Below are 20103 nucleotides of genomic sequence, written 5' to 3'. Positions count from 1 at the left end.
GATTTGCATATTCAATACCTTGCATGCCGGCCACAAGGCTGAAGCCTTTCGGTAGCTGGGGAAGGAGCTGCACTATAGATTTAATATGGTAATAACCATTTACTATAATTATTGTAAATTATTTGTACTATTTTAATAACCCGATATGGGTTACCGTAATCGTGGTGACAGTAGTTGGATCAGTTTCACCTCCGTATAAATTTCTGTTGTTGTTTTTAAAACGAATGATGGGCTTTAGTTTTAAATATTGTTGCTTTTTTTTCATAACTTCAATTTTTGTTTTCAAGTTATAAAGCCACATTTGTTCAATAAATATTATTACACCAAATCAACAATAATAAATACCAATTGCTATTATTGGCAATAGTAAAAAATGGAGCTCCCCAAGATTAAGACCATTCGGATCAATTTACTTTGCTGGATACTTTTCATCGCATATGAACTATCGGTCACTTACACCTTTAATGGAAAGTTTTCCAGTATTTATGATTATGCGGGGCATTATTTATTAAATATTGGCTTGTTTTACTTCAACTACTTCTTACTGGAAAAGAGCCTTAGAAAAAAAAATGGTGGTTTCATGTTTTTGGTCCTTTTGGTATTTGAAATCGCGGCCTACAACGCGATCAAATATTTACTTTACCTGCTATTTATCCGATATGGTATTTATACTAAGGCTCAAATACCCACCTCAACCCTTTTTGTTTCAGAAAGTATTTGGAGAGCAATTTATTTTATAGGAATAAGTTCAGGGGTATGGTTTTTTAACAACCGCTTAAAACAAATAAAAAGAGTAACTGAACTGGAGAAAGAAAAATTATTGGATAGCATAAATAAAGAAAGGCTTGAAAAGAACTTTTTCGAACTTGAAAATACCTTTCTAAAAGCCCAGATCAACCCTCATTTTTTATACAACGTATTCGGATTTATCCATAATTCTGTACTTAAACATTCAGAACCAGCCGCCGACACCGTATTGCTTCTGTCTGATATGATGAGATACGCGTTAGATTCACCTCAAAAAGACGGAAAAGTATTTATTGAGGATGAGGTTCAGCATATCAGGAATTATATACTTATTAACCAGCATAGGTTTGATTATAAATTACATTTGGAGTTCAAGTGCTCTGGCGACATAACTACAGAGCGGGTAGCACCCTTACTATTGATGACGCTTGTAGAAAATATTTTCAAATACGGCGATCTGATGGATAATAAACATCCGGTTCAAATAGTTCTTAGAGTTGAAAATCATAAACTGTTTTTTTATATTGAAAACAAAAAAAGTTTGAGAACAGGAATACCAGGTTCGGGCATTGGAATATCGAATCTTAAGAAAAGGCTGGAACAACATTACATGCATCAATATGATATGATTATTAACGACACAAAGGATCATTACGAATTAACCTTATCAATTAAATTATAAATGGTAACCTGCATTATTGTTGACGATGAGGCTTATTCCATCGATACACTTTCGGAATACATAAAAAAGGCAGATACTTTAAAATTAATTGGAACATACGCCGATCCGCTAAGCGCCCTGGAGGCCATTCAAAAAGGAGAAATGCCACAACTGGTTTTTATGGACATTGATATGCCTAACATCTCGGGAATCGAACTTGCCCGGTTAATTCCACAGCATATACCTATTATTTATATAACAGCATTCTCGGGGTATGCACTTCAAACTTTTGAAACCAATGTTTACGATTTTTTATTAAAACCGGTATCCTTTCCAAGCTTCATCAAATCCCTCAATAAATTCTTTACAAGAAGCGCTTTGCCGGTAGTTTCCGAAAGCCCGTCTCCTAATGAAGTTATGGAAAGCCCGGTTAATTATATATTCATTAACCCTGGTGTAAAAGGCAAATTGATAAAAATTCATTACGATGATATCCTTTATGTAGAAGGGTTGAAAAACTTCGTTGTAATTTACGTGAAGGCTGGCAAGCATACTATTTATCTGACGATGACGGAACTGGAGCACGCGCTACCTGCCACCAGATTTATAAGAATTCATAAATCCTATATTATAAACCTTGATAGAATTCAATCGGTTGAAGGAAATACGGTCGTAATCTCAGAACATCTTCGTTTTCCTCTCGGAGGAACTCATAAAGAACGGTTATTAGCCCTTCTAAAGAAAAGTACACTTTTATCAGGAAGATAGTTGCGTTAGCCTTCTGGCACTAAGTGAATTATAGTATTTTTTTAGAAAATAGTAAAAGATAAATTCTTGCTTACGCTGATTTTCACTCAGTAATCTGTTAATATGCATATGGATAACATCTGCAAAAAGCCTCATTCTGGAGTTAGCGGAAGAAATGCGAAAGTTTTTTGTGGTAGATAATAATTGTAAATGATGAGCTTCAAATTTGAACTCGGAAAGAATAACCTTGCTTTGCCTGTGCTCAAGAACCTTTTCAATTATTTTTCTCATTTGGCGATATTTGAGGTTCAATTGTTCTTCTGTTTCTTTGTCTAAGTTAAATTCGATGCTAAAACTGCTAACCAATTGCGCTGTAAATTGTGTTTTCTTCTCCAAATTCCCATCATAATGGTCGATTATGGCATTTACTGAAGTCAAGATTACTTCGAAAACAGAGAAGCCGGATTTCCCCCGCAGTACCCGGTTAAAAAAGCAAACCGCGAAACTGCTGCTTGCTTGAAAGATCTCTTCAACTTTTAAGATGTGATAGCCGTATCTTTCCAATTCCCTGTTGTAAGAATCGATCGCTACCCGCGAAATTAACCCCTCCTTTTGGGTTGATTTAAATAGCATATTCATCAATGTTAAGGCAGCAGCTGTTTGAGACTCGCCACATTTAATCCGAACCCGTATATGATGATCCGGATCATTGAAACGCAAAAAAAACCATTGATTAATTAAATTTTCTTTTAAAAGCCTGGCTATAGTCTTAAACAGGCCAGTACCTATAAATTCATCAGTGGAATACGGGGAACAATATATTTTAAAGTATAGCCATTTATCCCCAGGTAAAAAGCTTCGTTGGATTTTTACAGGCTTTTTCACTGGAATTAAATCAGGAGCAGCATAAGATGGGCGGTAATTTAATATACTGGCGATCATTTCATTTGCAAGCGGATTACCTTCACTATCATTTACAATTGAGTTTGTGGTAATGAACGTTTCTTTAAGCATGATTTTAAATTTACTTTGCCGGATGCATTTTAAAAAAAAAGAAAGCGAMTGTTCTGATTCCTGGTCAATTAATAAGGAGTTGTCCCCGGAGATTAGAACAAACAGCTGCGGTATTGATACCTCAGAAAAATATTCCTTCAGTCTTTTTAAAGGGTAACGGCTATTTAAAATGTCGGTACGTATACTGTTATTTAACGCCCATGCCGCGCTATGGATAATGCAGTTTTTATAGGTTACCCTTGGATAAAAGCTTAAGTCTGGTAGCAAAGTGGCTAAATCCAAGGTTAAATCTACTTTGATAGATTGAAACTGAAGATCACATAAAAATCTAAAAATCGCCAGGTCATGCCGGGTGTAATTGTATGCGGAACTGAATCTGGGGATAATAACTTTGTTCCGGCTTTTCGACCTTAAAATGATTTTATCATTTACTATTGAAATATATAAATCATTRGGAGCTATCTGATGCTCCGGATTCACCTTGGATGGTTGAAGCAAGGGTATTTGATACCGGTAGGTGTTTCCTCTTGTAACAATATTAGCAACGCGGGGCTCAACCGGACAAGCTATTTCTGCAAAAAGCACTTCATCGTTAGTTTTTTCTTCATGTGTTACAATCTCTTTGTTATACCGCAATAAATCATCATTAAATAGCGAAAAACGACCAGCAAGTGTAGCGGCTGAACTTCCGCCAACACGTTCAAGGACAACCTGGTCACCCGCTTTTGTAAATAAGACGGAAAAACTGGGAGGGAAAATAATCCCATCCGAAGCGCCAAAGCTTGCCAAATCCACATCAGTGATTTCTATTTTACCATATGGCCCGGCGCCGGCTAATTTATTGATCAATAAAGATTGTAAAGGAGACCAGTTTATACAATTTGACTTTTTACTTTCATCAAACGTTATCCCTTCCAGCAGCTCATTGCTGTAGACGCTTTTTTCCATATTCGAATAACCTATACCTGTGTCTGGATCCAAGGCAAGGAGCAGCAATACTTCCTGATTATCAAATCGTTGCTTAAACTGTTCTTTGAACTTTTGAAGTGCCTGGTTTTCCATTTCAGGTATGAGCCTGGCTAAAGCCATTATTCCTTCGAGCAGTTTAGGCTGCTGATCTGTATTTATTCCACCTTTAAAAGCTACCGAAGAGTTAACATAAAACTGTCCGCATGAAGGGACCAGGCCTAACGGCCATTTGAGGTTAATTATATCGTCCAGAGGAAGATTTTCGAGACGATGGGTGGTCGTATAAATGTTCCTGGCAAGCTGAACATCCATTTCTCCTGCCTGGGGAAGCCCGACTGCAGCGAACAACTGATCCCGTAAAAAAACAGGATCCCCGATAGCGCAGGGTTCTTCATCGGAAACCAAGATATTGGAGGCAATAAGTTCATCGATGAATAACTCCGTATCTTCAATAATCGGCGCACAAAAATCGATTATTTGAGTACGGGAACGACCGTGACTACAATATTGCAATACCTTACTAATGGTTAGGTTGCCTTTGAATGAATAGATCTTGAAATCAGGCTGCCCATTATCAATATTTCTGTTCCCGTTCAAAAACCTAAAATTTGAACCAGTTTGATAAATAGTATTATTGGCAGTGAAAATAATTTCCTTTCTACTTGTATGCTGAATTGCCTTGTTCAAACTCCTTACGATGTTAAAATCCGGTAAGATATTTACCTCGGGGTTCAATGCCTTTAGTACCGGGGAAGGCTTATTTTTCCAGGCGGCAGTGCCTACAGAAGCAAATAAAGCGAACGGAGTTGAACGGAAACAAGTGCGGTTATAATATTTTTCTACACTAAATTTAGCCTTCTCGTTCAATGAATGGTAATCGAACCCAAATTTTTCCAATTCCTTAAAAAGGCTTTCAGAGGCGAAATAAATTGCAGACTGAAAGCTTTTGTCCTTTAGTAATTGATTCAGGTTCTCATGTTTGAAATTATGGAACGTTCTGCTGGCTACCCGCACAAATATTTCTGAACCAAATTTTAAAGTATTCATTATTATAATAAGGCGTAAAGAACGTTTATTTTAACAATAATATTTATCAGCCTTATTCTAAAAAATGATACTAGGCAATGTGAAATTACATTCAGCTGATAAAGTATTCGGTTGGGGATTTGAACCGGTTACCTTTAGTGCCCTTATTTTATTACATACAAAACCTAAATTCGTCCTTACAAAAATTGAATTGGTGTAGTAAATTTATAAGGTTCACCGGATGCGATTAATTTGGATCAAAATTAAAAAAAACATTTTTATGAAAACTAAACGTCTATTTATCGCAGTATTATTATTAGCGGGCCTTGCATCATCTTTTAACACTCACGCCAATGCATCAGTTGTGGCCCCAACATGCCCGGGTTCAGGTCAGGAATGCGCTACCGGTCCGGATGGAACAATTTATCAAAAGGGCTTAGATCAATAATCTAAGTTAACAAAGCCAATAATTATATTGGATTTAATCGAATTTATAAGAGAATGTTATCAACTAACATTCTCTTATTTTTTATTTAAACGTCATGAAATCGTTTTTCAACAAAAAATACATACTATCAGTTATCCTCTTTTCCTATTTATTATCATTCTTGGTCATATTATTTTTAAATAGCGCAGTTAAAAGCAACTTTCAAATTTCAAAGAGCGGCCATCGGAAGTTATTAAATGTAATGATATCCAAAGTCTTTGAAAAACATTTTTCGTTTCACCCGGAAGAATTAAAGGTCTACGGTAATCATTTGTATCTACTCGCATTACCCAACAACCAAATACATATTTTGGATGAAAAAGCAAACCTTGTAGATGTTGTTGGCGGACGGGGGGACTCGATTGGGCAATATCAGCATATCATTAATTATTATCCCCGGGCCAATTCCATAGTAATTGCCGATTCTAAAAACCAATCAGTGAGTTTTGTAAATCTTCAAAACAAAACGGCTACCCGGATTAAATCGACAGAGAGACTCTTCAGGGTGTTATTCCTGTCCAACCGGAAAATAATAACGGAAACCATTGACGTTTGGAAAAACAAACAACACTTCAATGTTTATAAATCTATCGAACTTGGGAAAAACGACAGTTCCAGGATCGTTAAGTTGATACCACAGTCAGATTACAACGGATTATTATACGATGGCTTTTTTGTTTCTAATGGTACAAACTCCTATTTTATTAATTATTTCTATAATAGGCTAACGGCAATAGATTCGGCCGGACGGGTAAAATTCACAAAAACAGTCGATGACGTACCATTACCATTGGTCAAAGTTTCTGAAGGGGGCTGGGCAACTTATGACGGAGGTGTAAAAATTGTAAACTTCGGCGCTGCTGCCGATCGCAGATTTGTATACGTCCTGAGTAATTTCCAGCAAAAGATGTCAACCAGGCAAATCGGCTTTTATACGGATTTGTACAGTGTAAATGACTGCAAGTATTACGGCAGTTTTATACTGCCCGAAATTAATGGTATAAACCCAGGGAAAATCTGCCTCCTTAACAACAGGCTGTATGTGTTGTACAAGGATAAATTAGTGTGTTACAAAATCAGCAATCTCTAATGAAAACATCAATAAATATTTTAAAATACATTATACTGTTTATATTTTCAATGACCTTGATCAGTAAATTGTCGGATTTCGAGGAATTTAAACACCAGCTTTTTCTTTCACCACTAATCCCGCCAAACTATATAATGTTGATTGCGTATCTGACAATTTTTTCGGAAACGGTGATCTTAATTTGCTTGTTCTTCAATGAGCTTAATGGCCTCGGTTTTTTATTCTCAAGTTTTTTATTAAGCCTGTTCGGATTTTATCTGTTATTCCTGCTTATGGAATACCAATTTAATAAACCATGTGGTTGCGGATTTATTTTTAGCTTTTTAAGTTATTCGCAGCACATCATTGTTAATTTTTCTCTTTCTGCATTTGCTGCCGTAGCGTTTGTCTTTTATAATAAGTTAGCTCAACAAAAAATTACTAAAGGTATCACCAATGATTAAACAAGTGAAGATTTTTAATATTTCCTGCTTCAAGGTCATTATTTTGCTCTGCTTGCTTTGTAAATCGTTTTCGGGGTTTTGCCAGCACGCAGATTCCGTTATTACTGTTCGTGGGGTTGTGATTGATTCACTTACCAAACTTCCGGTATCATACTCAACTATTGAACTAATGACAAGTGCGACAAAAGCTGCTCCGGTTAAATCATTTACTGCAGAAAATGGAACATTTTCGTTTGCTCAAATTCAACAAAAAGAATGCGTGGTGATTGTTCGGACACTGGGATATGCTGAAAGAAAAGTGCCCATCAAACCAACCGGCCATGATATAGATCTCGGCATGGTTTATATTCAATCGACTACAAAACTCCTTAACGAAGTTAAGATTGAAAGTAAAAAGCCGGTAATAGAGAATAAAATAGACAGGATCGTATTTAACCCAGATCCTGCGACCATCCAAAGTTCTATAACCATGGCTGATGTTTTGAACAAAACCCCACTGTTAAGCGTGGGGCAAAACGGTCAAATATTCTTACGCGGAAAGTCCAGAGTTAAAATATATCTCAACGATAAACCGGTACCGGTCGACGTGATCAAAGGATTACCTGCCAGTAGTATCTCCAATATTGAGATTATCACTAATCCCCCGGCTAAATATGATGCAGACGGTGTTTCTATAATTAATATAGTCACCAAGAAAAGCAAACTTGATGGCTATGATGTAACGATATTGGCCGGAGGAGGAATATACGATAGAGCCAACGGCCTGGTAAATATAAATATCAAAAAGTCGAAGTTGAACATTGCCGCCACTTATTCATTAACAAAACTGACTAATAGCGGCAATATGGAAAGCTCCATCCAAAGAGCGGCCGGTGAACAATCCCAGGAAGGCAAGGTAAAAAACAATCAGTTCTTTCATTTCGGAAACGTTACAGCTGATTATGAGATTGATTCATTAAACAAAATTGGCGGCGCGGTTAACTTATATGAGTACGTTTTCAAAAAGAACTTTAATTCCAAATACACCGACTCCAATCAAGCAGATTCATCGGGAAATTATTTGCTTTCAACTTTTGATCACATTAAAAGATATGGAGGGTATGGCGAGCTGAATTATAACCACGAGTTTAAAAAATCGAAAAGCTCAATTAATTTTGCGGTGTTGTTTAACCAACTTAAAGTGGATGATGACTTAATCGCGTCAAAAAATTCGCCATATTCAACCCAACTACAAAAGAATGAATATCTGAATAATGAAACGTTTAAAGAAGTGACCTACCAGGTTAACTTTAGCAAACAATTTAAAGACCGGTCAAAATTGGAAATCGGTTCCAAGGCGATAGTAAGGAATAATAATAGCGAATATTCGGATAGCCTGTTAAAGTCTGCTGCTCAGCCAATAAATACCTTTAAATACAATCAAACGATCTATGCCGTATATGGCCTTTATTCATTTAATATATCAAAATTAAGCATCCAGCTGGGCTTGAGAAACGAATCCACAGTTACCAAAACTGCGTTGTCTGAAGATAGGTCAAATTATAATTATTCCAACCTCTTTCCAAGCGCTAATATGCTGTATAAAATTGACGACGACCAGCAGGTAAAGCTATCTTATTCTGAAAAAATACAAAGGCCCGGCATCTTTTATCTAAATCCGTATTTAAATCCTTTAGACCCTCAAAACATCACCACGGGAAACCCTCATTTAAATCCCGAGATAACCCATCAAATAGGGCTTGACTATTCAAAGTCAATAGGAAAAAGTTATATAGACCTGTCTGTTGATTATACGAAAGATAATAATGCAATATCCTCTTTCGTATCTTCTACCCCGGATGACGTATTAATTACAAGCTACAGTAATGCGGGAGCTTCCCATTCGTATAGCGGTAGTTTATTTTTTTCAACTGTTCCATTTAAAAAGGACAATCTAAATCTGAGCTTTACAGCCGAAAAATATTACATCAGTAACAGCCAAACCTCAAATGATGGGTATAATTACTATGCCAGCTTTAGAAACTCTGCATCATTAACGCCTACTTTAAATTTGAATGTATCGATGAATTACTTTTCCCGTCAAATCACCCTGCAAGGAAAATCCCCGGGTTCATTTTCCAACAATGTTGGTCTTAGTAAATCTTTATTTAATCGTAAGTGCATCGTTTCATTTGCAATTGATGATCCCTTTCGACTTGGGGGTAAATTCAACTCCTATACCTCCGGTCCCGGATTTAGTCAACGAACCGCAAATGATATTAATTTAAGGACTTTTCAGTTGAGAGCTTCCTATGTGTTCGGAAAGAAATCTAATGGAAAATTACACGAGAATAAAGTAAAGAATAGTGATTTAAAAAATGGTGGCCTGTAGTATAGTTAATCATTTTAATTTGGTGAAATCATTGGGATGKTTAAGTACTTCGCGGCTTGAGGTCGGTTTGTCTCTTACTACCGGGATACAAACAAAGTTACGCAACCCCTGCCATACCTATGGTGACACTACTTTGTCAGTAGATGATTATTACTCATTTGGAGTGAGTACGCAGCGCCGGCCAGGAGCGCGGCATACCCGTAACTATTTAGTTTAATAGGAATCAGATTTGTTTGTTTTCACCCATCGGATAGCATGGTATCCCAAAGGTGCTTTTCAGGGAGTGCCTGAGTGATCGAAGAAGACAAAAACACAGCGCCGAAAGGCAGGCAACGGTAGCAATCCGGATTAAAAAATGCATCATGTAATATTTGTATATTTTTCTCGATTTTTCTAACAATTTCTATTCTTTAATATCAATTATTGTCCATTTTTTTGAACTTAACTAAACATATTTTGCCGGGAACGGGTTGGCTTAACCGCGGCCTAAAATCCCACCAATTTTTTTTCTTACACCCGGTTTACTTTCCCTCACCAACAATCCTCCCAAATTTTAATACTTTTGACTACGGACTTAAAACTCCAGACTTTCGGCTTTATGAAAGACCTCGCGTACCTCAATAAATTCTTTTACAAATACCGCTGGCGATTAATTCCCGGTGTGCTGTTTGTAATTATATCCAATGTTTTTGGCGTACTGCCCGCCCAGGTTATCCGCGTAGCCTTTGACCTGGTTACCGAAAACATTGGCGCTTACCAGCTTTTCGCGGGTTTTAACCGCCAGGGCATGATCTATGATATTTTTGGCAGCAGCCTGATGCTCTTCGGCGTGTTGGTATTGCTGTTGGCCCTGCTGAGGGGGCTTTTTCTGTTTTTTATGCGGCAAACCATCATCCTCATGTCGCGCCATATTGAGTACGATCTGAAGAACGAAATTTATAGTCATTACCAGCGCCTCTCCCTGGCCTTTTACCGCCGCCACAATACCGGCGATCTGATGAACCGCGTTACCGAGGATGTAAGTCGTGTACGTATGTACCTGGGGCCGGGTATTATGTATACCATAAATACGGTGGTGCTGTTTATCCTGGTGATATACGCCATGCTTACGGTGAATGTAAGGCTGGCCATTTTTTCGGTATTGCCGCTGCCCATACTGGCGGGCATCATTTACTATGTAAACAACGTGATCAATTACCGCAGCGAGCAGATTCAGCAGCGCTTATCGGGCCTGTCCAGCTTTGTGCAGGAAAATTTTTCGGGCATCAGGGTCATCAAATCATACGTGCGTGAAGGTTTTGTTCGTAAAAACTTCGCCACCGAAAGTGAGAACTATAAAACCCACTCCATGGCTTTGGCGAGGGTGCAGGCTTTGTTTTATCCTATTATGCTATTGCTGGTGGGTTTAAGCAACGTAATTACCATGTACGTTGGCGGGGTTGAGGTAATGAAGGGAAACATTACATCGGGTAACATTGCCGAGTTTATTGTGTATTTAAATATGCTTACCTTCCCGGTGATCTCTTTGGGCTGGGTAACTTCACTCATCCAGCGCGCGGCGGCCTCACAAAAACGGATCAACGAGTTTTTGCAACAGCAGCCCGAAATTATTTCAACCAAAGCGCCGGTACATACCCTTAAAGGCGCGCTTGAGTTTAATAATGTATCATTTACTTACCCGGATACCGGCATACAGGCTTTAAAAAATGTTTCCTTTAAGGTTGATCCGGGGCAAATGGTGGCAATTATTGGTCGTACCGGTTCGGGTAAATCAACTATTGCCAATTTGGTAATGCGGATGTACGATGTCACCGGCGGCGAAATAACTGCTGATAACATCCCTTTACTGCAATTTAACCTGGAGGGCTACCGGTCGCAGATTGGCTTTGTGCCGCAGGAGGTTTTCCTGTTCTCGGATACCATAGCCAATAATATAGCCTTCAGTGCCGATGTGCTTGATTTGCMGGGTGTGGAGCAGGCTGCTAAGGATGCCGCTGTTTATAATAACATTATGGAACTGGAACACGGTTTTACAACCCTGATAGGGGAGCGCGGTGTAACGCTATCCGGAGGTCAAAAGCAGCGTGTATCAATAGCGAGGGCCATTTTTAAACATCCACAGATCCTGATATTTGATGATTGCCTTTCGGCAGTGGATACCCGTACCGAGGAAGAGATACTGAATAACCTGGGCCGCGTGATGCAGGGTAAAACGAGTATTATCATTTCGCACCGCATATCAACCATAAAAAATGCCGATAAGATACTGGTAATGGACAAAGGCCAAATTGTAGAGCACGGCAACCACGAATACCTGATGCAGCTTAAGGGTACCTACTTTGATCTGTACGAAAAACAACTGCTTGAAGAAGAGCAGGACGCTTAATAATTAAAATCAGACACAGGGAATTGCCTGTTTTGTTTTAAAATGCGCAATAAAATTCAATAAAATACTTGCAGTTTGAAATTTTATTTATATTTATGCCAACCAAAACTAATTACTGGTATATTCATTATGGGAGATTTTGACAATAGAGAGCGGGAAGAGGTATTTTCAAAGAAGGTGAGAGCCGGGAAGAGGACATATTTTTTTGATGTAAAAGCAACCCGATCAAACGACTACTATGTTACTATAACAGAAAGCAAGAAACGTTTGGAGGATGGTGTTTTTATAAAACACAAGATATTTTTATATAAAGAAGATTTTGAAAAATTTGCCGAAGGGTTAAAAGATACTGTTGACTACATTAAGGCAAACCAGGACGTTGTTGAAAAACGCTACGAATACAGCGAAAACGCCGAAATTGCCAAAGCAGCTGCCGATGAAGATTTCTCATTCGAGATATAACACTGAACAACCACTAAACTAATATTACAAGAAAACCCTGCTTTTGGCGGGGTTTCTTTGTTTTAAACCTATTTAGTTTTAAGGTTTAGTATGATCAAACTAAGTAATACCCTGGCAATTTTATCCCTAAAGGAGGGTGCCCTTCATTAAAATTACCGCAACTGTAAAATAAATAATAAGGCCGGTAACATCAACCAGTGTAGCCACAAACGGTGCGGATGAGGTGGCGGGGTCGGCCCCCAGTTTTTTTAATATCAACGGGAGCATTGATCCGGCTAATGATCCCCATAAAACCACACCTACCAGGGCACAGCCTACAGTTAAGCCAACGAGCATCCAGTACGGGCCATAAATAGGCGAAAATAATGTCCAGATGTATATACGCATGAAGCCTATCAGTCCGAGTGTTAATCCCAGCATAAGGCCCGATAGCAGTTCGCGGCGCATAACCCGCCACCAGTCGGTCACAGTAACTTCGCCTAATGCCATGGCCTGTATAATAAGGGTTGATGCCTGCGAACCACTGTTACCACCGCTTGATATAATAAGCGGGATAAACAAGGCCAGCACAACAGCTTTAGCAATTGATTTTTCAAAAAAGCCCATCGCGGTTGCGGTAAGCATTTCGCCAAGGAACAGAATGATAAGCCAGCCAACGCGTTTTTTTACCAGCAGGAATAAATTAATATCCAGGTATGGTTCATCCAACGCTTCGGTACCACCTATCTTTTGAATATCTTCTGTATACTCTTCGTTAGCTATCCATAAAATGTCATCAATGGTGACTATGCCAAGCAAAATATTTTCCTTATCAACCACGGGTAGTGCTGTGCGGTTGTTCATCCTGAAAATATTGATAGCTTCTTCCTGCGGATCACTGGCACTCAGGGCAATCAGGCGGCCATCCATCAGGTCGTTTACCTTTGTTTCGGGTTTCACCAGCAATATCTCGCGAATCCGGATATCATCCAGCAACTGGCCGTTTTCATCTATAACATAAATTACATCAATCGTCTCGGAGTTTTTACCGTAACGACGGATGTGTGATAATACGCGGGTAACATCCCATGTTTTTTTTACGGCAATGTAATCCGGCGTCATCAAACGGCCAACGCTGTCTTCTTCATACCCTAAAAGCGATAGTGCTTCCTTGCGGTTTTCGGGCGATAGATGCAGGATTAGTTTTTGAACGGCATCACCATGCAATTCACTAAAAAGGGATGTGCGGTCATCGGGAGGGAGCTCATTTATAAGTTCTTCAACTTTTTGACCCGAAAGCTTTTTGATAATACGTTCCTGCGTTGGGAAATCCAATATCCGGAACACGTTAACGGCACGATTAAGGGAAAGGATCTCGATAAAAAGGGGGCCATGTTCAGGAAGTTCATCAATCAGCTCTTCAACATCCGATATATTAAGGTTGTTCAAATATTCCTGTAATTCGGTATTGTCTTCCTTTTCCAGTAGTAATTCTATTTGCTCAACCATCTCTTCCATAAAAAGCCCTCGTTTTTTACATCTTATTATAAACCGTTTTCCGTTTTTTAAACGACGGCAAAAGTCGTTTATTTTTTCAAATTATTAGGCAAAAATTTCTGTTATCTTTGCGGGAATTTTGGGTGAGTGGTTGATTGGGGTAAATAGTTGATTAGGTTAGTTAAAAGCTTGCATAATCTCCCTTTTTTTAACTTAATCAACATTCACCAATCAACTTAATCAACTTTAAAGAATGGGTTTACAATGTGGGATAGTGGGTTTACCAAATGTGGGCAAATCAACGCTTTTTAATTGCTTATCAAATGCCAAGGCGCAGGCGGCAAATTTTCCGTTTTGCACTATTGAGCCAAACGTAGGCGTAATTACTGTGCCGGATGAGCGCTTAACAACGCTTACCGAGATAGTTAAACCAAAGGCCATTGTGCCCAACGTTATCGAAATTGTTGATATTGCCGGCCTTGTGAAGGGGGCCAGCAAAGGCGAGGGTTTGGGTAACCAGTTTTTGGCCAATATACGTGCTACAAACGCTATTATCCACGTTTTGCGTTGCTTTGATAATGATAACGTGATACACGTTGACGGTTCTGTAGATCCTATTCGCGATAAAGAGATCATTGATACCGAATTGCAGTTGAAAGATTTGGATTCAATTGAGAAAAAGATCCAAAAGGTTGAAAAAATGGCCAAAACCGGGGGCGACAAAGAGGCAAAAAAAACCTTTGATGTTTTAACCGTTTATAAAAATCACTTGCTTTCGGGTAAATCGGCCCGTACTGCCCCGGTGGCCGAAGAGGATAAAGAATACATTGCTGATATATGGTTACTTACTGCCAAACCCGTAATGTACGTTTGTAATGTTGATGAAGGATCTGTAAGTACCGGTAACGCTTATGTTGAAAAAGTGAAAGCTGCCGTTGCTGATGAAAAAGCCGAAGTGCTGATCATATCGGCACAAATAGAAGCCGAGATTGCCGAACTTGAATCATATGAGGAACGCCAGATGTTTTTGAACGACTTGGGTTTAACAGAATCGGGCGTTAACAAGCTGATCAAAGCTGCTTACCGTTTACTTAACCTGGCTACCTATTTTACCGCAGGTGTGCAGGAAGTACGCGCCTGGACAATTACACAGGGCTTTACCGCGCCACAGGCGGCTGGTGTTATCCATACCGATTTTGAAAAAGGTTTTATCCGCGCCGAGGTTACTAAATACGATGATTTTGTAAAATACAACGGTGTTGAGGCTACCATAAAAGAAAATGGTAAGCTGGGCATTGAAGGTAAAACCTACATAGTACAGGATGGCGACATAATGCATTTCAGGTTTAATGTTTAGCCCTCTGACTACAGAAGGGAAATAAAAAAAGGAATATGGATATAGGGGAGAAGCCTGAAAGCTTTTATGTTTCTTAACCTGTTGATTCTTAATAAGAAAAAGCCGTCTCATCATTAACATGAGGCGGCTTTTTATTTTTAACAGGTTTCGGTTTTCAGAAAACTATGAGTCAGTTTTTTACTAAATGGACGAACTTATGTAATGGCCTTATTTGCGATGAAAAGTTTCTTCGATATTCCAAAGGCGTTTTCCCTGTTAAAGCTTTGAAATGCCGGTTAAAATTAGAAAGGTTTCCGAATCCTGAATTATAACAGATCACCACTGTGCTAAAATCCTTTTCGCGCAGCAGCTTGCAGGCATAATTGATCCTTACTTCCATCAGGAACTCAAAATAGCTTCTATTGGTCCGCAATTTAAAATAGCGGCAAAAAGCGTTCGGACACATGTAGATGATGTCTGCTACGTCTTTCAGTTTGATCGTTTTTGTAAAATTATTCAGCGTGTATATATAGATCTTGGATAGTCGCTGTTCATCAATCTTATTATAGGCATGTTTATCCGGCCGTTCGGTTAAAAACCGGGAAGTTTTGCTGGTGGCGATGGTTGTAAAGAGTTTGATCAGCAACGAAAAATGTTCATAGGCAGGTGTATTCATTATCATCACCATCATGTCCTTTACAAGTTCCTGATCGTGGCTTTGTATCGTCATTCCTCTTTGACAGTCGGCAAATAGCTGGTTCAATGTTTCATTCTCCGGCAGGTTTAAAAAACTTTCTCCCCAGGTATGCGGGTCAAAATGTAAGGTAATAAGCCTTAACGGAATTGAAATCTTCCCCCGGTTCATCAATTCATTCTGAAACCTGAACGTGTCAAACTTAAACATGTGTGGTACATTCCCGCCTATTAAGATCAAGGTATTGGCCTTAACCTGTTCAAACTGATCGCCAATCAGCAAGGTACCCTCTCCTTCCGCTATATAGATCAATTCAAGCTCCGCATGATAATGAAAATCGTTGAACGCATGGTACAACTTACTTTCCACAACGTTGAAAGAATTCGTATTCTCTTTAAAAAATGGGTAGAATATAGTTTTCATTATATTATGCTAACCTTAATTTGAATATATTAAAGAATATAGGTTAATATAGTATCATTTTTTATTATTATTTACAAATGAAGGCTTTTTTTAGATAAGTAGTTTTGATTAAACGAAATATTTATGGAAACAGCAAAATTTATCCTGAAATTAACCGAGGCTTCGATTAACGATATTGAAACTGTTGGCGGCAAAAATGCCTCTTTGGGCGAGATGCTTCAAAATTTGAGCGGGTTTGGGATAAATATTCCCGACGGCTTCATTATAACTGCTGCAGCCTACTATCATTTTATCACTTCAAATAAACTGGACGAAAGAATAAAACAAATTGTTGCAGGCACCAACGTGGATGATATGCAGGAATTAATGCAATGTGGTGCAAGTATCCGTGAGCTAATTCAGGATGGTCTGTTTCCGCAGGATCTGAAAGCCCGGATCGCCGAAGGCTATGTAAACCTCTGTGCACAATATGATCAGCCCGATGTTGATGTCGCTGTCAGGTCATCTGCTACAGCCGAGGATTTGCCCGATGCGTCGTTTGCAGGTCAGCAGGATACCTATTTAAATATAAGCGGCGAAGAAGATCTTTTAATTGCCATAAAAAATTGCTTTGCCTCCCTGTTTACCGATAGGGCTATCAGTTACCGGAAGATGTTTGGCTATGATGATTTTTTGATCGGCTTATCGGTCTGCATTCAAAAAATGGTCCGGTCTGATAAGGGGGTGTCGGGTGTAGCTTTTTCACTGGATACCGAAAGTGGCTTTAAGGATGCCGTAATCATCAACGGTTCATACGGGCTTGGAGAAATGATTGTACAAGGCTCCATCAGCCCCGATGAATTTATTGTGTTCAAGCCTTTACTCAAAATGGGTTTCCAGTCAATTATTGAAAAAAAGCTGGGCAGTAAACACCAGAAGATGATTTACGGTAGTAGTGCAGCTGAAAGAATACAGGTGATAAAAACCGATAAAGCCGATGCTGAGCGCTTTTGCCTAACAGACGAACAAGTACTGCAATTGAGTAAATGGGTCGTAATCATAGAAGATTATTATTCGGCACTCAAAGGCAAATGGTGTCCTATGGACGTGGAATGGGCGGTTGATGGCTTATCGGGGCAGCTTTTTATTGTACAGGCCAGGCCCGAAACGATACATTCCCGCAGGGAGGTTGGCTCCATTATCGAATTTAAGATTAATGATGACAACCGGCATGAAAAAGTTGTATTGAAGGGTATAGCCGTAGGCGACAAAATAGCATCCGGAAGAGTGCATTTACTGGAAGGCCTTGAAAAACAAAATATCCATGAGATAAATTTTCAGCCCGGGGATATCATGGTTACCGATATGACCGATCCGGACTGGGAGCCTGTAATGAAAAAAGCGGCGGCCATCATCACCAATAAAGGCGGCCGCACATGCCATGCTGCCATAGTGGCCCGCGAATTAGGGGTTCCTGCAATAGTCGGGTGCGAAAATGCCACCGATCTGTTGAAAACCGGCCAGGTGATAACAGTGTCCTGTGCCGAAGGAGAGGCTGGTATTATATATGAAGGCATCATTTCTTTTGATAAAGTGGAACATAGTCTCAAAGACCTTCCGGAAACTACCACACCGGTAATGATGAATGTGGCATCGCCGGATATGGCTTTTCATTATGCGCATTACCCCAATAAAGGTGTTGGTTTGGCCAGGGAAGAATTTATCATCAACAACTATATCAAGGTGCATCCCATGGCTTTGCTTAAGCACGAGCAGCTAAACGATACTGCCTTAACCGAACATATTGCCGGTGTAACAAAGGGTTATGAAAACGGCGAAGCGTTTTTTATTGAAAAGCTGTCATACGGTATTGCAAAAATTGCAGCCGCCTTTTACCCTAATAAGGTGATTGTGAGATTTTCGGATTTTAAGACTAATGAGTATTTCAATATGCCGGGAGGTAAATACTTTGAGCCGGTAGAGGAAAATCCGATGATTGGCTGGCGGGGCGCATCACGTTACTATTCTGAGGTGTACAAGGAAGCTTTCGGGATGGAATGCAAAGCCATAAAAAAAGTACGGGAGGTGATGGGCCTGGATAATGTTGTGGTGATGATACCCTTTTGCCGTACGGTTAATGAATTGCTTATGGTTTACAATACCATGGATAGTTTTGGCTTAAAGAGAGGCGAAAACAAGCTGGAGGTTTTTTTAATGGCCGAGGTTCCGTCAAACGTGATTTTAGCCAGGCGATTCGCGGCGCATATTGATGGATTTTCTATCGGCTCAAATGACCTTACCCAATTGGTATTGGGGCTCGACCGGGATTCATCACTGGTGGCCGGTTTATATAATGAGCGTAATGAGGCTGTAAAAATGATGATCTCTTTCCTGATACGTGTAGCTAAAGAAATGAAAGTAAAAGTGGGGATCTGCGGCCAGGGTCCATCTGATTTTCCGGATTTTGCCCAGTTCCTGGTTGAAGAAGGAATTGATACCATTTCTGTAACCCCCGACTCGTTCATGAAAACGGTTAAAGCGATCAGGCAGATAGAAGATGAGCTAAAGTTGAAGTATATCAGCTTCCCGGATGAGTTTATTGGCGCTCATTCAATACCAGAGAACAGTTTGGTCTAATCATAAAATGCTTAAATCAAATGAAAGAAATTAAAATCTTAGAAACTGTTTAAAAATAGACAAATAGATCGTCATTGCGAAAGCTAAAATCCGGTAACTCTGAAGGGTAAATGACAAATCGGCGAAAGACTTACGAAGTTTATTACTTCGTAAGTCTGGGATTCTACAACTTGTCATGGGTAGGCATGAAGCAATCTCTAAGCTATACAGAGAGAAAAGAACAGTCTGGCATATGCATGATCGACCTGCATACGTAAAGATTGCTTCGTGCCTTACAGCAATGACGGCTGGATATGTGTTTCTCGGACCTATAAAACATTATTGGATCAAATTTAAACAGCTTCTTAGATTTAAGTTATTTTCAGATAGGAATATATTCGAGTATAATCGAGTAGGAGATAACATTTCCTACCTTTACAGCAGATTTATCCGCAACTATGCTAACAAAATAACCTTATAAACCGCATGGGAGATTCAGAACTTAAAGAACATTATGCTGTAATTGGAGAATTTGTATCAAAGGCTAACACTTTTGAATTTCAAATCAATTATTGTATTGAACAAATAGTATATGCTTTGGCGAGTGTAAATGCTAATTTCAAAGACGATGTTGGATACTCAATTGACAGTATCCATAAGCAAAGTCTTCGGGAAAGAATATCATTTATCATAATGATATTGTCTTCTACTCAAGAACAGGATGAAGCAATATTGGACCTCCTAACATTCTTCAATAGTCTTTATAAAACTTATAATAAAGATATTCGCGACTACCGGGATTTTATTGCACACAATCCTTATATGAGCGGTATGAATGCCGTTATCAATAGCAGGCGTTACACGAAATCAAAAATTGAATCTGTTACTATTGCTAAAATTCGGGAACTGAATATATCGTTAACACCTTTGTTAATCGAGATCACTGCTGCCTCTACAAAAATTCAAGAGATCTATCCTGGCGAACACGTTGTAAGGGATTTAAAATATAATGATGATGAAAAATAATGTATGGTTTGTATTCTTGAGTAAGAAAATTCTTTAAACGAATTCAAGTAAGTACTAAGTAAATAAGTCGCTTTTCGGCCGCCTATCGTCCAAATATAATCTTAACATATTGATATTTAGGTTATCTATACTTTTGCTAAAGTATTAAAG

15 protein-coding genes are annotated in these 20103 nt (G+C 39.0%); 11 read left to right on the top strand and 4 right to left on the bottom strand.

Going from position 1 to position 20103, the window contains the following annotated elements:
- Positions 1 to 127: 127 nt before the first annotated feature.
- Positions 128 to 265, bottom strand: coding sequence for a hypothetical protein (locus AC1DQW_RS15350; RefSeq protein ID WP_477454888.1), 138 nt, complete (start codon positions 263 to 265; stop codon positions 128 to 130).
- A gap of 108 nt (positions 266 to 373) precedes the next feature.
- Here AC1DQW_RS15350 and AC1DQW_RS15345 point away from each other — a divergent pair, with 108 nt between their 5' ends.
- Entirely contained in the window at positions 374 to 1429 is a 1056-nt protein-coding gene (locus AC1DQW_RS15345; protein WP_477454887.1) for a sensor histidine kinase, read from the top strand.
- The gene (locus AC1DQW_RS15340; protein WP_477454886.1) at positions 1430 to 2176 is read left to right on the top strand and encodes a LytR/AlgR family response regulator transcription factor; all 747 of its coding nucleotides are present in this window, start codon (positions 1430 to 1432) and stop codon (positions 2174 to 2176) included. It abuts the gene before it with no gap.
- Here the strand turns inward: AC1DQW_RS15340 and AC1DQW_RS15335 are convergent.
- On the bottom strand, positions 2165 to 5185 hold the full coding sequence (locus tag AC1DQW_RS15335) for a lantibiotic dehydratase (protein ID WP_477454885.1): 3021 nt from the start codon (positions 5183 to 5185) through the stop codon (positions 2165 to 2167). The genes AC1DQW_RS15340 and AC1DQW_RS15335 overlap by 12 nt on opposite strands.
- A gap of 259 nt (positions 5186 to 5444) precedes the next feature.
- On the opposite strand from AC1DQW_RS15335, the gene AC1DQW_RS15330 reads away from it, so the two are divergent.
- The 6 genes from AC1DQW_RS15330 to AC1DQW_RS15305 all read left to right on the top strand — a co-directional run bounded on the left by AC1DQW_RS15330 (position 5445) and on the right by AC1DQW_RS15305 (position 12403).
- Positions 5445 to 5612 carry a hypothetical protein gene (locus AC1DQW_RS15330; protein ID WP_477454884.1) on the top strand — a complete coding sequence of 56 codons (168 nt, stop codon included), beginning with the start codon at positions 5445 to 5447 and terminating at the stop codon, positions 5610 to 5612.
- A gap of 241 nt (positions 5613 to 5853) precedes the next feature.
- On the top strand, positions 5854 to 6741 hold the full coding sequence (locus AC1DQW_RS15325; RefSeq protein ID WP_477454883.1) for a hypothetical protein: 888 nt from the start codon (positions 5854 to 5856) through the stop codon (positions 6739 to 6741).
- Positions 6741 to 7184: a MauE/DoxX family redox-associated membrane protein gene (locus AC1DQW_RS15320; protein WP_477454882.1), complete on the top strand. Its 444-nt coding sequence runs from the start codon at positions 6741 to 6743 to the stop codon at positions 7182 to 7184. The genes AC1DQW_RS15325 and AC1DQW_RS15320 overlap by 1 nt, the downstream gene beginning before the upstream one ends.
- A gap of 169 nt (positions 7185 to 7353) precedes the next feature.
- Positions 7354 to 9555 carry a TonB-dependent receptor domain-containing protein gene (locus AC1DQW_RS15315; protein ID WP_477454881.1) on the top strand — a complete coding sequence of 734 codons (2202 nt, stop codon included), beginning with the start codon at positions 7354 to 7356 and terminating at the stop codon, positions 9553 to 9555.
- Between the two features lie 598 nt (positions 9556 to 10153).
- Positions 10154 to 11941 (top strand): ABC transporter ATP-binding protein, encoded by a 1788-nt coding sequence (locus AC1DQW_RS15310; protein ID WP_477454880.1) that lies wholly within the window; start codon positions 10154 to 10156, stop codon positions 11939 to 11941.
- Between the two features lie 129 nt (positions 11942 to 12070).
- Positions 12071 to 12403 (top strand): DUF3276 family protein, encoded by a 333-nt coding sequence (locus AC1DQW_RS15305; protein ID WP_477401463.1) that lies wholly within the window; start codon positions 12071 to 12073, stop codon positions 12401 to 12403.
- A gap of 126 nt (positions 12404 to 12529) precedes the next feature.
- On the opposite strand, the gene mgtE is transcribed toward AC1DQW_RS15305, so the two are convergent.
- The gene (gene mgtE, locus AC1DQW_RS15300; RefSeq protein WP_477454879.1) at positions 12530 to 13900 is read right to left on the bottom strand and encodes a magnesium transporter; all 1371 of its coding nucleotides are present in this window, start codon (positions 13898 to 13900) and stop codon (positions 12530 to 12532) included.
- Positions 13901 to 14132: 232 nt separating this feature from the next.
- Here mgtE and ychF point away from each other — a divergent pair, with 232 nt between their 5' ends.
- Positions 14133 to 15236: a redox-regulated ATPase YchF gene (gene ychF / locus AC1DQW_RS15295; protein WP_477401460.1), complete on the top strand. Its 1104-nt coding sequence runs from the start codon at positions 14133 to 14135 to the stop codon at positions 15234 to 15236.
- 169 nt (positions 15237 to 15405) lie between these two features.
- Here the strand turns inward: ychF and AC1DQW_RS15290 are convergent, their stop codons facing one another.
- Positions 15406 to 16332: an AraC family transcriptional regulator gene (locus AC1DQW_RS15290; RefSeq protein WP_477454878.1), complete on the bottom strand. Its 927-nt coding sequence runs from the start codon at positions 16330 to 16332 to the stop codon at positions 15406 to 15408.
- A gap of 123 nt (positions 16333 to 16455) precedes the next feature.
- Between AC1DQW_RS15290 and ppsA the strand changes: the two genes are divergently transcribed.
- Both ppsA and AC1DQW_RS15280 read left to right on the top strand, forming a co-directional pair.
- Complete coding sequence (gene ppsA / locus AC1DQW_RS15285; RefSeq protein ID WP_477454877.1) at positions 16456 to 18948, top strand: phosphoenolpyruvate synthase; 2493 nt, start codon at positions 16456 to 16458, stop codon at positions 18946 to 18948.
- 465 nt (positions 18949 to 19413) lie between these two features.
- Entirely contained in the window at positions 19414 to 19953 is a 540-nt protein-coding gene (locus AC1DQW_RS15280) for a hypothetical protein (protein WP_477454876.1), read from the top strand.
- Positions 19954 to 20103 lie beyond the last annotated feature (150 nt).

The sequence above is a fragment of the Mucilaginibacter sp. P5_A4 genome (genome assembly GCF_056400605.1).
Note: the sequence above shows the minus strand (reverse complement) of the source record. Positions and strands in the feature narration are given on the sequence as shown.